General features: G+C 54.8%; 12 protein-coding genes. 1 reads left to right on the top strand and 11 read right to left on the bottom strand.

All coding sequences use genetic code 11. The features are described 5' to 3' along the window. The first annotated feature begins 210 nt into the window (after positions 1-210). Positions 211-954 carry a polysaccharide deacetylase family protein gene (locus tag C230_RS20400; RefSeq protein WP_018132484.1) on the top strand — a complete coding sequence of 248 codons (744 nt, stop codon included), beginning with the start codon at positions 211-213 and terminating at the stop codon, positions 952-954. On the opposite strand, the gene C230_RS0113015 is transcribed toward C230_RS20400, so the two are convergent. The 11 genes from C230_RS0113015 to C230_RS20390 all read right to left on the bottom strand — a co-directional run bounded on the left by C230_RS0113015 (position 905) and on the right by C230_RS20390 (position 14773). Continuing rightward, positions 905-1465 (bottom strand): FAD-dependent oxidoreductase, encoded by a 561-nt coding sequence (locus C230_RS0113015; RefSeq protein ID WP_018132483.1) that lies wholly within the window; start codon positions 1463-1465, stop codon positions 905-907. The genes C230_RS20400 and C230_RS0113015 overlap by 50 nt on opposite strands. Before the next feature lie 127 nt (positions 1466-1592). Continuing rightward, entirely contained in the window at positions 1593-3317 is a 1725-nt protein-coding gene (gene ptsP / locus C230_RS0113010; RefSeq protein WP_018132482.1) for a phosphoenolpyruvate--protein phosphotransferase, read from the bottom strand. Between the two features lie 350 nt (positions 3318-3667). Next, positions 3668-4435 (bottom strand): sporulation transcription factor Spo0A, encoded by a 768-nt coding sequence (gene spo0A, locus C230_RS0113005; protein ID WP_018132481.1) that lies wholly within the window; start codon positions 4433-4435, stop codon positions 3668-3670. A 249-nt stretch (positions 4436-4684) separates the two neighbouring features. After that, positions 4685-5998, bottom strand: coding sequence for a SpoIVB peptidase (gene spoIVB, locus C230_RS0113000; protein WP_018132480.1), 1314 nt, complete (start codon positions 5996-5998; stop codon positions 4685-4687). Positions 5999-6219: 221 nt separating this feature from the next. Continuing rightward, positions 6220-7953, bottom strand: a complete 1734-nt coding sequence (gene recN, locus C230_RS0112995) for a DNA repair protein RecN (RefSeq protein ID WP_018132479.1) — start codon at positions 7951-7953, stop codon at positions 6220-6222. A 99-nt stretch (positions 7954-8052) separates the two neighbouring features. Beyond that, positions 8053-8499 carry a transcriptional regulator AhrC/ArgR gene (gene ahrC, locus C230_RS0112990; protein WP_018132478.1) on the bottom strand — a complete coding sequence of 149 codons (447 nt, stop codon included), beginning with the start codon at positions 8497-8499 and terminating at the stop codon, positions 8053-8055. A gap of 24 nt (positions 8500-8523) precedes the next feature. After that, positions 8524-9378 carry an NAD(+)/NADH kinase gene (locus tag C230_RS0112985; protein WP_018132477.1) on the bottom strand — a complete coding sequence of 285 codons (855 nt, stop codon included), beginning with the start codon at positions 9376-9378 and terminating at the stop codon, positions 8524-8526. 84 nt (positions 9379-9462) lie between these two features. Further along, on the bottom strand, positions 9463-10299 hold the full coding sequence (locus C230_RS0112980; RefSeq protein ID WP_018132476.1) for a TlyA family RNA methyltransferase: 837 nt from the start codon (positions 10297-10299) through the stop codon (positions 9463-9465). A gap of 204 nt (positions 10300-10503) precedes the next feature. Continuing rightward, complete coding sequence (gene dxs, locus C230_RS0112970) at positions 10504-12393, bottom strand: 1-deoxy-D-xylulose-5-phosphate synthase (protein WP_018132474.1); 1890 nt, start codon at positions 12391-12393, stop codon at positions 10504-10506. Beyond that, entirely contained in the window at positions 12362-12991 is a 630-nt protein-coding gene (locus C230_RS0112965) for a hypothetical protein (RefSeq protein WP_018132473.1), read from the bottom strand. The genes dxs and C230_RS0112965 overlap by 32 nt, the downstream gene beginning before the upstream one ends. 870 nt (positions 12992-13861) lie before the next feature. Continuing rightward, on the bottom strand, positions 13862-14773 hold the full coding sequence (locus C230_RS20390) for a DUF421 domain-containing protein (protein WP_018132472.1): 912 nt from the start codon (positions 14771-14773) through the stop codon (positions 13862-13864). Positions 14774-14910 lie beyond the last annotated feature (137 nt).

Genomic DNA, 14910 nt, shown 5'->3' with positions numbered 1-14910 from the left:
GGAATCATGAACATCACCCAAACCGTCTAGTAGTAGGCAATTAGATGCCTCCATCGCGATTGTTGGGGTGATTTGAAAAAGTCAAGAGGAAAATTTGTTCGCACTCCTGTTTTGGGGGTGAAACAATAAATGGCCCTAGTCAAGAGACTAGAGCCTGTAAGGAAATTTTAATTCCGAGAGTCTTAAGCAAATATGGAGAGGGGAACCTGCATGAAACGCTGGATCCTGCTGACCGGGTTGCTGGCAGCCGCTGTGCTTGCGGTTGTGCTGCGGGTTCCGCATGCAAAATCAGCGCTCGCCTACGTACCCGACCATATGGTCACACTGACGTTTGACGACGGACCGGACCCGCGGTTTACGCCCGAAATATTGGAAATGTTGAAACAACGCCACCTGACAGCCACCTTCTTTGTCGTCGGCCAAAACGCTCTCGCCCATCCGGATTTGACGCGGGAAATCGTGAAACAGGGGCATCTGATCGCAAACCATTCGTTCACGCATCCCGAACTGGAAAAATTGGATCGCGATCAAGTCTATAAGGAACTGTCGGATACGGACACGGTGCTGGTGCAAATCTTGGGTTCGCCGCATGCGGTTTCTCCCTATTTTCGTCCTCCCCGCGGCAACATCAGCGACGCGATCACTGACACGGTCAACAAAATGAACAAACAGATGGTGCTGTGGAATGTCTGTGTGGAAAACCGCAGCACGCAAACGCCGGAGGCGGTGCGAGCCAGAGTGATGCGGCTGATTCGCGAGCGGCACGGTGGCATTTTGCTGGCGCACGACGGCGAACTCGACCGGTCGTTGACCGTTCAGTCGCTGCCGTTGATTCTCGACGATTTACAACGGGAAGGGTATAAAATCGTTCCGCTGGATGAGTATTTGTCGGCCGAACTGGAACTTACTTCAGCACATCATGATCGACGTACCGCTCGCCGTTCAACTCGCTGATCACATTAATCGCCACCTTGGCTCCGTCGCCGGCAGTCACAATCGTGTGAACGCTTACCCCGGCTGCCGTCCCGGCTGCCCAGATTCCATCAACATTGGTCCTGCCGTTTGCGTCCACGTCGATCACCGTCTTGATCCGCGGTTCGGTTGCCGGTTTCGTTTTCAGCCCGATTTTTTCCGCCAGATCGACGGCGACACCGGTCGCCAGGATGACATGCTGCGCCTCAAACTGCTGACCCTCCAGTTCGATCCGGAATCCTTCCTCCAGTTTCACAACGTTGAGCGCTTTTCCCAGAACCAGTTCGGCGCCAAATTTGGCAGCCTGTTTTTTCCCCGTCTCTACCAGATCCGGGCCCGTAATCTCCAACACGCCGTAATGGTTTTCAATCCACGCCCGTTTGGTGATGCTCTGGTCGTTATCGATCACCAACGTTTTCTTTCCGGCCTTGGCGGCAAACAAAGCGGCGCTCGCCCCCGCCGGTCCCGCTCCGATGACAGCGATGTCGTACATGCTGAACCACTCCTTTTGGGATTTAGAGTCGTGTCGTCCGACATTTCTTCCGACATTCTAATTTTATATTAGTTACTGAATTTTTGCACGCTTATGCTCACACCGTTCGCCGCAAGCCCCGCCCCTCTCACCCCTCCAGACCGGGTAGCCCATTCTGTATGATCTGCTCCACTTCCGACTTGGTCTTGGCTCGCAGCACCCGGTCGAGCAGAAGCTGACAGTCTTGCCTGGTCAAAGTTGAAAATTGCTTCTTCGCCGCCAACACCTGACCCGCATTCATTGAAAATTCGTCCAGGTCCATCGCGTACAAGAGCGGAATCACCCGTTCATCGCCCGCCATTTCGCCGCACATGCCAACCCGTTTGCCTTTTTCATGCGCGTCCCGGATAATCTTGTGAATCATCCGCAGAACCGGTGGATGCAACGGATCGGACAAGTACGCGACCTTTTCGTTCGTTCGGTCGGCCGCCATCGCATATTGCGTCAAATCGTTGCTGCCAATACTGAAAAAATCGACGAATTCCGCAAGCTGATCGACCATCATGGCGGCTGCCGGGGTCTCGACCATGATTCCGACAGGTACAGGATCGGCACCGACTTGCTTCCGCACCTCTTCCAGAATTGTCCTTGCCTGAATGACTTCATCAACCGCAGCGATCATCGGCAGCATGATTTTCAGGTTTCCGAAGCGGCTCGCACGGTACAGCGCCCGCAACTGCGTTTGAAACAGTTCCGGCAAGTCAAGACAGATCCGGATCGCCCTGTATCCAAGGAACGGATTTTTTTCTTCCATCGGAAAATAGGAGAGCGGCTTATCCCCGCCAATATCCAATGTGCGAATGATCACCGGTTTGCCGCCCATTTTTTCCAGCACTTCTTTGTATGCGAGAAACTGTTCTTCCTCAGTCGGAAAATCAGCCCTGTCCATAAACAGAAACTCAGTGCGGAACAACCCGATCCCTCCAATCCCGACAGCAAGCACCTGGTCAACATCCTTCGGATGGGCGATGTTACAGGCCACTTCCACCCGGGTTCCGTCTTTCGTAACGGCCGGATTCGTTTTATAAGCGTCCAGTTCTTTTATTTGGATTTCGTATTTCCGCTTCTTCTCCAAAAAGAGCGCACGATCCGCATCGCTCGGATTGACCCAGTATTCCCCTGTAAATCCGTCGACCATCACCTCGTCCCCTTCCTGAATGTCCAACAAATCAGGCCCTGCCCCAACGACAGCCGGAATTTGCAGCGATCGTGCAAGAATCGCGCTGTGACTGCTTGTTCCGCCAATCATGGTTACGAACCCTTTAACCACGCCAGTCGGGATCGAGGCCGTTTGTGAAGGGGTCAGGTCTTCAGCAAGCAAAATCACCGGTTCATCCAGCGATTCAAAGCCTGCCGGACCGACACCCAACAATTTTTTCAGTATGAGCTGTTTTACATCCCTGATGTCAGTCGTTCGTTGTTGCATGTATTTGTCTTCCAAAGTTTGCAGCATCGCGGCGTAATTGTCCATGACCGAGCCGATCACCGCTTCCGCATTCACTTTTCTGTCCCACAACTCCTGTTTTGCTTCATTCAAAATGGCAGGATCCTCCAAAAGCAACAGATGCGCATCAAAGATTTGCAGTTCCGATTTTTGCAGCCGGTATGCCATCTGTTGCTTTAAAAGGGCCAATTCCGCCTTCGCGCTTGCAAGCGCCTGCTGCAATCGTTCCCATTCCGCTTCAGGGTTGTCAGTCTGAGTGGTTCCCCAGGTGATCTCATCCCGTATCCAACGGGCCTTGCCTATCGAATACCCTCTTGACGCCGCGATCGCTTTCCGGAATTTCGCCGCCCCTTGTCCTTCTTTATGCATGGCTTGTCCCCTTTCTCCCGATCATTTTACCCCAACCTGCGCATGAACCGAATGGTCCTTGTAAAAAAAGATGGGCATAAGCCCAGAAGTTTTCCTTCTCAAGCTCATGCCCACCCAAGGTTACACGCTCGACAATCTGTTTTCATTGTAAGCTGTTGAAAATCATTATGTCAAGCCGGACATCACATCCCCCGTCAACGAGCTTCCATGCGTCAAGAGATACAGCCCATCATTACCGCTACCTCAAAGAACTGCTGGGCTTTGACCACTATCGGCCAGTTGATTTAGAATTATGACAACTCTGAATGAAGGAAGTTTGTTGGAATCGCACAACCGCATCCCATAAGGCCTCAGCCGATCTTCGCCTCAATCCTGAGCTTGTCAGCGACCATCGCAATAAACTCGCTATTGGTGGGTTTCGCCTTGCCGACGCTGACAGTGTAGCCGAAGACGGCGCGGATGGCGTCGATATTACCGCGGCCCCAAGCGACTTCGATTGCGTGGCGAATCGCCCGCTCGACCCGGCTCGGCGTGGTGTTGTACTTGTCGGCGATCTTCGGATACAGTACCTTCGTGATCGAGCCGAGAATTTCCACATCCTTGTATACCATGTTGATTGCTTCCCGCAGGTAGTGATACCCCTTGATATGGGCCGGCACGCCGATCTCATGGATGATGTTGGTAATCGAAGCGTCCACGTTTTTGCCCCGCGTCATCACGGGCGGCTGCTTGCCGCCGGTTGGAATGCGCACCACCTGGCGGATTCGGTTGATCAGAATATCCATGTCAAACGGCTTCAAAATGTAATAAGACGCCCCCAGTTCGACAGCCCGCTTGGTGATCGTTTCCTGACCAAACGAGGTTAACATGATCACTTTCGGTTGCGGTTTCAACTCCATGCTTTGAATTTTTTCCAGCACACCGATTCCGTCCAGCACCGGCATGATTATGTCAAGGATAACCACATCGGGCATGTGGGTTTCGATCAGATCCAGCACTTCATTCCCGTTGTAGGCAATCCCGATCACTTCCATATCGCGTTGTTCGGATATGAATTCTTTCAGAAGATCGGCAAATTCCCTGTTGTCGTCTGCTACCAAAACTCGAATTTGACTCACTGCCTGGCTCCCCCTTCTCACTGTTGGTGCACGAAAAATAGAGTTCGACAAACAGTGTGGCTAATCCTTCCAAAGTTTTCGCAAAAATCTTCCGACATTTTTTCACATTTTTTTCGACATTCGTCTTGTATCGATGCTTATTATTGCTGTGCATGATTTATGTCAGACTCTTTGTCGAAAAATATTACAAAAATAGGCCAAAAGACCTACATACAAAAAACACCCGTGCAATCGGGTGTTTTCAGGCTTCTAGGACGCTTTGCTCGCTTTTGTTTCGATGCCCGCCTCATTCAACATCCATTCGATGAACACTCCGTAGCCTTGCGTCGGGTCGTTGACAAATACGTGGGTGACGGCGCCTACCAGTTTGCCTCCCTGGATGATCGGACTGCCACTCATGCCCTGGATGATGCCGCCCGTTTTCTCCAGCAGGCGCGGGTCGGTGATCCGGATCACCATGCTTTTGGTAGCAGGATACTTCTGGCGCAACACGTTCACGATCTCGATCGAATATTCCTCGACTTTTTGCCCGTCGACGACCGTCAGAATCTTCGCCGGCCCTTCCTTCACCTGCTCGGCCAGCGCGATCGGAATCGGCTCCGTCATCAATCCGCGCTCGGGCGCCTTTTTCATATGGCCGAATACGCCAAAATCACAGTTTTTTGTAATCGTGCCCAACACGTTATCCTCGTCGATCATCACGCCCCGTTTTTCGCCGGGCTGTCCGCTTTCTCCCTTATCGATCGACGTGACGCTCGAGTGAACCACCTGACCCTCCTTCACCTGGATCGGTTGGCCGGTATCCATATCGGATATGACATGTCCGAGAGCACCAAACACATTGTAGGTCGGCGCATAGAAGGTCAATGTTCCGACGCCTGCCGCCGAATCGCGGATATAGAGGCCGATCCGGTACGTTTCCGTCTCTTTGTCCCAGGTTGGCTTGACGCGCAGTTTCACCTGCGATTTGGAGCGAAGCACGGTGATTTCCAAATCGCGATTTTCCTTGCCCGCTTTGTTGATCAGATTCGCCGCTTGTTCGACGCTTTCCACTTTGCGTCCGTCAATTGCGGTGATCACGTCGCCGATTTTGATATTCGCCTGTTCCGCCGGTGAGATCGAGTGTTGCTGATATTTGACCAGATTGTAGCCGACTACCATGATGCCGTTGGATTTGATTTTGACGCCGATCGATTGTCCGCCGGGAATCACCCGGATATCCGGTACGACGCTGACATGCACGGACTTCAGCGGCAGGAAACCGAACAATTTCACCTGAACATCCGTATCTCCTTGTGTCAGGGAGTCGATTTCGATCGGTTGTTTCAAGTTGAAGGCAGCGCGGGAATCGGGGTTTCCGCGGACAGTGGCGACATGCGAATTGGAAGTGATGACAGTTGCACTGACGGGAAGTCCGAGCTTTAACAGTGTGCTGTGTCCCTCCAGCAACCGGATATGGGCAGGGGTGCTGGCCCAGTCACGGACCGGAGTCGAACTGAACAGCGCGACGACCAAACTTGCCAGAGCCAGTCCAAACAATCGTTTCAAAATTCCTTTTGTCACACTTCGTCACGCCCCCTTCTCACCTCACAAAAATGGTGCCGCCAAGTATGTGTCTATAAAGTTGCCTTTCCCGGACACTTTTATGCCATTACGATCAGTTTTGCACAAAGAAAAACCGGGTAAAACCGGAAATCACAACCTTTAGTGTGAATCCGGTTTCCCCCGGTTGGATTGAGGGATGACAACAAGGTGCCAAGCAGCAGGTCCCCTTTGGCCGGTTGTCAGGACGCCTCGTGCTTGAGAAGCCGCGCCTGCAGCAACATCTCCTCCGCATGCTTGCGCGTGGTATCGGTCAGTTCCGCGCCCGAAAGCATACGCGCCAGTTCTTCCACCCGCTCCGCCTCGCTCAGTTCCTGAACCAGGGTGAGCGAGCGGCCTGCCCGCTGCCGTTTGACGATCAGAAAATGGCGGTCGGCCATGCAAGCCACTTGCGGTAAATGGGTGACGCAAATCACCTGGTTGGCGGACGCCACCAGCCCCATTTTTTCCGCCACCGCTTGCGCCGCTCGGCCGGAAATGCCCGTGTCGATCTCATCGAACACCAGGGTTTCCACGCCTTCGCCGGACAACACCGTTTTGATCGCCAGCAGCGTGCGGGACAATTCGCCTCCGGAGGCGATTTTGACAAGCGGGCGCAAAGGTTCGCCGGGGTTGGCGGAAAACAGGAACTCCACCCGGTCGATGCCCAGTTCGCTCACATGGACCCGCTGCCCGTCCACGTCGATGCCCTGCTCATCCGGCTGCAGCTGAAAGTCGATTTCAAATCGGGTGCGCGGCATCATGAGCGAGGACAGTTCCTGCGTGATCCGTTTTGCGAAGCTGTTTGCGATCGACTTCCGCTTGCGGGAAAGTTCCGCCGCATCCTTCACCAGTTGCCGTTCAAGCGAATCCAGTTCGGATTGCAGCCGCTCCAGATTTTCTTCATGATGTTCCAGGTCGACGATCTCCTGCGAGATTTTGTTGGCATAGGCGAGGATGTCAGCCACCGAATCGCCGTATTTGCGGCGAAGCCGGGCCAACGCCGCAAGCCGCTCCTCAATCACCTGCAGCTTGTCTGGATTGAATTCGATTCTGTCACGATAGGAACGCAATTCGTGTGCCGCTTCCTCTAACTGGTAGGCGGACGATTTGACCAACTCCAGAATCGAAGCGAGCTCCGGATCATAGCGCAATGCGTCTTCCAGTTCCGAGCTGATTTTGTGGAGGTTTTCGACAATGGAAGCCTGCCGTTGTCCTCCCTGGTACAAGCTGTCATAGGCTCCGGACGCGGTTCCATACAGTTTTTCGGCGTGTGCCAGCTTGCGCCGTTCTTCCTCCAGCTCGTCCTCTTCACCCGGTTTCAGACCCAATGTTTCGATCTCTTCCAGTTGAAAGCGAAGCATGTCTAGCCGCTGCACCCGTTCCTGTTCGCCGATCGCCGCCTTCTCCAACGCCTTTCGGGCGGCTCTCCAGTTCGCATAAGCAGCCGCCACTTTCTGTTTCAACCGCTGAACCGGTTCGCCGCCAAACGCGTCCAGGATCGCCAGATGTTCCTCCACGCGCAGCAGGGATTGATGCTCATGCTGGCCGGCAAGATCCAGTAGCAGGCCGCCGATTTGCCGCAAAATCTGCACCGTCACAATCCGCCCGTTGACGCGGCAGACCGATTTGCCGGACGCATGCACCTCCCGCACGATCACCAGCGCGTTGTCTTCCCATTCAATGCCCAGAGCCTGCAACAGTTCGGATAACAGCTTGTCCCGCTGCACTACGAACAGCGCTTCGACGATCGCCTTGTCGCATCCCTGGCGGACCATCTCGGATGAGGACCGCCCTCCCAGGACAAGTCCCAGCGCGTCGATCAAAATCGACTTGCCGGCCCCCGTTTCACCCGTCAAGACATTGAGACCCGGCCCCAAACTGAACCGCACTTCCTCAATCAAGGCAAAGTTCCGGATATGCAGCTCCTGTAACATCCTATCCCCCCTCACCCTAGCGATCTCCAGGCGACAGCCGGTCGCCGATTGCCGAATTTTTCTATCACAAGGATACCATATAGAACAGATGTTCGCAAGTTATAAAAATTCGAGAAAGCGGTCAACCATTTCCGGGGCGTCTTCCCGGTTGCGGCAGATGATGAGGATCGTGTCGTCACCGCTGATCGTACCGATGATCGGTTCCCAGTTCAAAGCGTCGATCAGCGCCGCGATCGCATTGGCGTTGCCGGGGAGCGTTTTCAGGACGATCAGATTTTCGGCCCGGTCGATCGAGACGAAACTGTCGCTTAAAAACCGGCGCAGCTTGGCCTCCGGATTGTACGTCGGCTCGGCCGGCAGCGCATACTTGTAGCGTCCGTCCGGCGTCGGCGTTTTCACCAGCTGCAGTTCCTTGATGTCGCGCGACACGGTCGCCTGTGTCACCTGGAATCCCGCCTCGCGCAGGCTTTCCACCAGTTCTTCCTGCGTTTCGATGTCACGGGTGGTGATCAGTTCGCGAATCTTCAGTAACCGTTGACCTTTCATGCGAGTGGTTTCCCCTCCAGAGCACTAGTTTGGGTCGTGCAGTTTTTGCCGCAGCACGTCGAAAAAACCACGTTCCTGCCATTTGATCAGAGTCGTGTAGTGGGGGGATTTGCGAATCCGGATGATATCGTTGACCTCGACTCTGTAACCGACCTGGCCGTCGATCGTCATCCCGATGTCATTGTGGGTGGCCGATACCACAACCCGCACCTCCTGATTTTTCTGGATGATAAACGGCCGGGAATGCAGCGTATGAGGACAAATCGGGGTGACGACGATCACGTTGATGTGCGGGCTGACGATCGGACCTCCACAAGACAGCGAATAGGCGGTCGAACCGGTCGGCGTCGATACGATCAACCCGTCGCCCGAGTATTTGTCGACGTACATATCGTCCACATAGACAGACAGCGTCACCATCCGGCCGAACGATCCCTTGGCGATTCCCACGTCATTCAAAGCGATGTTCTTATGTATCACCTGTCCGCCGCGAATGATCGACGCTTCGATCATCATCCGCTTTTCCAAATGATAATCGCCGCGCAACACGCGATCGACGGCGCTCGGGAGGTCTTCCGGCTCCGCTTCCGATAAAAATCCGAGGTGGCCGAGATTGATTCCCAGCATTGGCAAATCGTACACCGCCAACTGCCGCGCCACTCCCAGCAGCGTTCCGTCCCCGCCCAGCACGAATACCAGATCGACATGCCCGGGAAATTGCCCGACTTCCATGGCGATGTCCGGCCGGCCGATTTTGCCGGCAACAGCGCTGTCCACACACACGCTTGCCCCTTTCTCCTCCAGCAGTTCGATCAGCTGCCGGGTGACCGCAACGGCGGTCGGTTTGTTTTGGTTGACGGCAATCCCGATTTTTTTCATGGCATGACGCCCCCTTGCACATCGGTTCACAATTACAATACGGTCGTCCACCAGAGTTATTCGCGAATTTTCCGCTCCATTCCTTCAATTCCCAGGCAGCGGATCTTTTCGCAATGTCTCGTGGGCCGTACGAACGGTTTCCGCAACCAGCTCGGCTGCCGTTTCATTGAATACAGGCCGATCGGACAGCACGAGATGTGCCAAAAATTCGATATTGCCGTCGCCGCCGGTAATCGGCGAGAAGGTGAGGCCGCGGATTGCAAACCCTTCCGCCGCGGCTGCCCGCAGCGTTTGCACCAACACTTCGCGGTGGGTTTCCGGGTCGCGGACGATCCCGTTTTTCCCCACTTTCTCGCGGCCGGCCTCAAACTGCGGCTTGATCAGGGAGAGCAGGGTACCGCCTGGTACCAGCACGCTTTTGATGACCGGAAACAGCAGCCGGACCGAGATAAAGGAGACGTCCATCACAGCAATGTCCGGCCGGTCGGCTGGCAAGTCTGCCGGTTTGAGGTGGCGAAAATTGGTTCGCTCCATCACGATGACCCGCGGATCCTGCCGCAGTTGCCAGGCCAATTGCCCATAGCCGACATCCACCGCGTAAACCAGCCGGGCACCGTGCTGCAATGCGCAGTCGGTGAAACCGCCGGTGGAAGCGCCGATATCGATCACCACCCGGCCTTCCATCGAAACGCCGAACGTGCGCAATGCTTTTTCCAGTTTCAATCCGCCTCTTGAGACATACGGATGCAGATTGCCCGCCACTTCGATCCGCGAATCGATTTTCACCTTGGTTCCGGCTTTGTCGACCCGCTCCCCGTCTACAAACACGAGCCCCGCCATGATCGCCGCTTTCGCTTTTTCCCGGGACGGATAGAAACCTCTGTCGGTCAGCAGAACATCCAGACGCTCTTTCGTGCTCATAAAGGCTCCTTTCAAGATACCCGCCAAAGTGGCGCTTTGAAACTGCAAACTGCCAAGACTTGCTCTGGGCTTGGACCCGGAAAACGGTGACGTCTTGTTAGAAATACGGAAAGCTTGCAAACCCGAACCGAAACGGGCTGCAAGCTCCAAACCCGATATTGGCGGCCAACAGAATCAACGCCGCCGCGACGACTGTCGACGGCCTCATGCGCGTTGCCGTTTTTTCGGCCCGATTCGTTTTGCGTGCTCGACAATTCGTTCCACCGTCACGCCGACCGACTCCAGCAGCTGTTTGACACTACCGTGTTCGATGAACCGATCCGGCAAGCCGATCGGGAACAGTTCCATGCCGGGAATCATGTTGGTCGCGTAAAATTCCATAATCGCAGACCCCATGCCGCCGGCGATCGCCGCTTCTTCGACGGTGATCAGGCGGTAGCCGCGCATCGCGAGATCCAGCAGCAGGTCTGCATCCAGCGGCTTGACAAACCGCATGTTGACGACCATCGGGTAGATGCCGTCCTGCTCGAGCACATCCGCCGCCTTTTCCGCCAGCTCGACCATCGGCCCCAACGCCAGAATCGCCAGTGGGGATCGGCCGTCACGCAGGATCTCCGCCTTGCCGATCGGGATTTCATGGAACTCCCGGTCCATTTTTACGCCGCGCCCTTCGCCGCGCGGGTAGCGGACGGCAACCGGCGTATTCTGCTGCAGCGCCGTATACAGCATGTGCTGCAGCTCGTTTTCGTCCTTCGGCATCATGATGGTGATATTCGGAATCGCCCGCAAGAACGAAATGTCAAACGCCCCCTGGTGCGTTTCCCCGTCCGCACCGACCAGCCCCGCCCGGTCGATCGCGATCGTGACAGGAATATTTTGGATGCAAATGTCGTGAATCGTCTGGTCATACGCCCGCTGCAAAAATGTGGAGTAGATCGACAGCACCGGCTTCATCCCGGCGCAGGCAAGACCGGCCGCAAACGTCGCCGCATGCTGCTCGGCGATGCCCACGTCAAAAAACCGGTTCGGAAACTTCTCGGCAAATTTGAGCAAACCGGAACCAGTTGGCATGGCCGGGGTGATGGCGACGATTTGCTCGTCCATTTCCGCCAGCTTGATCATCGTGTTGCCAAATACGGAACTGTACGTCGGAGCGGTCGACACCACCTTCGGCGACTCGCCAGTCTCGATGTTGAACGGATTGACCCCGTGCCATTTGTCGTAGGCACCTTCCGCGGCGGCGTACCCTTTTCCTTTTTGCGTGACGACGTGCAGCAGAACAGGTCCTCTCGTCTGTTTCGCCTGTTCCAAGGCCTGCAGCAACAAGGAAATATTATGCCCGTCGATCGGGCCCATGTAAGTGAAACCGAACTCTTCAAACAGCATGCCGGGAACGACCAGATATTTCAGCGAATCTTTCAGCCGCTCCAGCCCTTTCGCCACTTTGTTGCCGACCGTCGGGATTTTCGACAGGATATGCTGGATTTCCGCCTTCGCGTTCTGGTAATGCGAATCGGTGCGGATTTTTGCCAGATAATTGGACATCGCCCCGACGTTTGGATCGATCGACATCTCATTGTCGTTCAACACCACGATCAGGTCGGTGCCGATGTGGCCCACATGGTTCATCGCTTCAAACGCCATGCCTCCCGTCATCGCTCCGTCGCCGATGATCGCCACCACGTGATAGTTTTCTTTCGCAAGGTCACGGGCGACCGCGTAGCCGGCGGCAGCCGAGATCGATGTCGAGGAATGCCCCACATCAAACATGTCATGCTCGCTCTCCGCACGTTTCGGAAAACCCGACAGTCCTTTGAACTTGCGCAATGTGGGGAACAGCGATTTGCGGCCGGTCAGGATTTTGTGCACATAGGCCTGATGGCCGACATCCCAGATCAGTTTGTCACGCGGGCTGTCGAACACTTTGTGCAGCGCGACCGTCAATTCGACAACTCCCAGGTTGGCGCCGAAGTGGCCGCCTGTGACCGACAGGCTTTCAATCAAAAACTGACGAATCTCTTCCGCCAGCTCCTCCAATTGCTGCACATTGAAATCTTTGATGTCAGCGGGGCTGTTGACGTTTTCCAACCACACGCTTACCGCCTCGCTTTCGCGATTTTTTCTTATCATTTCCAGCAAATAACCGGATATGAAATTTTTGTTCCATTAGGTAGAAGAATTTTCCAACCTGTAAAATAATCCAATTGGCGTTGCGGATGGCATACGCTTTCCCGAGCGCCTTGCCGCTGACTGTCAAGGCGGCCACCAGCGCCGTCGCCAGGATGGCGATCGCTTGCCGAAACAGGCCGCTGATATCCGTCGATTCGATGATGCGGGCGACCACGACTGCCGTCGCTGCCCCACTCAAGACACCGGAAATATCGCCGATCACATCATTGCAGAAGTTCGAGAATTTTTCCGCGTTGCGCACGATCAGGATGGCCTGCTTCGCGCCGTGCACCCGCTCGGACGCCATCGCATGGTAAGGCGTCTCTCGCGCCGCGGCGGCTGCCAGTCCCATTATATCAAAAAAAATGCCGACGAGGACAATCGCGATCACGACCAAGACCCCGACCCACCAATCGGCCAGATCGAGCAGGATGGTGGAAGTATTGAAAAATCCAGATAGAAAAAAAGTGACGACGAAGATCAACGCCGCCCATCGAAGCGTGTCACGCCACGCGCTATTCATGAATAGAAATACACTCCGTTCGCGAGAATAATATGTAGATGGGGTGGGGTGGCAACTTTTCGGGTAAACGCTGTGGCTTAGGTCGAGTAGGTTTTCCCAGACAGACACCGCCACGTCGCCATGGCGGCGGTTTCCCTTTATGTCCGTCTCGGTGATGTTGCCATGCACCGGACTCGATTACCACTTAGACCACACTATAATCCCCGAAAAGTCACGTGGATCACGACAGTCTAGGAGTTTTCCTCAACAACCCCGCACATCTTCCTAGCCTCTTTTGCAACGTGGATTTCATGCAGCACCGGCGGACGCGTTTTGGCCGAAACGGTCCGCCTGAATCCTGCAATCCCTCCACATCACTCAAGGCAGGCTACGCTGCACACAAGTGTCGTGTCATCAACGATAGCATCTCACTCGCCATGCAGGTTCATACCCCATGTCGTAGTTCTCGGCGCGCTGGCGTCAAACCACAAACATGGGCCTCCGCGGTAGTAGGGTCCACGCCCGCATGCCATTGCGGATCGCCCTACTACCTTAACTCCCAGTATCAGCCCAAGGCTGGGCGCCTCAAGCCAACACCAGGAACTTCATCGATGTGCCCTTCGACGGATTTTTAGGCCCGCCTTCAGAAGAGGGGGGTTGACTAGAATACTGCGCCACCCTCCGATTTTGAAACCATTATACCATACGCGATCGATTCAACCAATCGATGCAAAAACTGCAGCGCGATCATGCGGTCGTTCCCGTATACAAGAAATCTGGCTGATTGAACGGGGAATAGGAATTTCGTTTTTTTTTGCGGTTTTTAGCCCCGATTTGGCTGTCCCTTTTGGCATGGAAAAAGCTTCTCTCAGTTGGAGAAGCTTGCGACGTTTAAACCGATTGGCCTTTTTTCGTTCGGTCTTTTTTCTGCTTTTTTGGCGGATCGGTGCAGGCGCCGGACTGCTGGTTGATAATCGCCAGCGCACCTTTGGTCGCTTCCGAAATTCCCGGTTGGCTGGCGGCCGAAGGCATGACGGCGGTCGACGCCTGTTCCGGGCTCATAAATTGTCCCGGCTGAAATTTCCCCTGGAACGCCGGCTCGTTGCGGTCGATCGTCACCCTTCCGTCCGGCTCTACCTGCACCAATGTGAGCTTCGGTACATCGTCTTGCTCCACTCCCAGCATGGCCAACTGTTGCAGCATCCACGACCGGTCTTTTTGCAAAAAAGCGAGATTGTCGTCGATCCACTCGCCGTCCACAATCACCGGCACGGGCAAAGCGACAGGTGCCTTGACGATGTTCAGATCCCGCGGCGTGACCGGTCCGGACTGCGATTTCGGAATGACCGAGATGTCGCCCGCTTCTTCCATGATCGCAAACTCGACATCCGCCACGGAAGAATACCCCTTGATGCGCAGGATTCCGAGCAATTCCGGCACGGTCATGCGCGTCTGCCGCAACCCTGTTTCATTGATGTTGCCCTTGCTGATCAAGACGGTCGGCTTGGTGTAGATCGCTTTTCGCAGATTGTTGTTCAACAGCAGAAACGAGGCAGCCATATAGATCAGCATGAAAAATACGCCGGTGACCAAAATCGGCCACATTTTGCTCTGATCAGTTAGGGCGGTGGACAACATCGACGCCAGCACGAACACGACGATCACATCGAAAGCCGACATTTGGGCGATGGCCCGTTTGCCCATCATTTTCATCATCAGAAACGCCACCACGAACACAATCAGCGCGTTCACAAACCACATCAAAACTTGCATGACGGTCGCCTGCCCCCCGTTTGTGCCCAAGAATCAATCCTCCTATAGTTTCCGAATCCGCAGACGGATCTACACAAGGAAATTGCATGAAAAAAGCGCATCCAAAGGATTGTGTCCCGGATGCGCAGAGAGAAGTATTCGGAATCTGCTTCGGAGCTTTACGTCAC

This window comes from Effusibacillus pohliae DSM 22757 (genome assembly GCF_000376225.1).
In the GTDB taxonomy this organism is placed as follows: Bacteria; Bacillota; Bacilli; order Tumebacillales; family Effusibacillaceae; genus Effusibacillus; species Effusibacillus pohliae.
The sequence above is the reverse complement of the archived record's forward strand: the minus strand, read 5'-3'. Positions and strand labels throughout refer to the sequence as shown.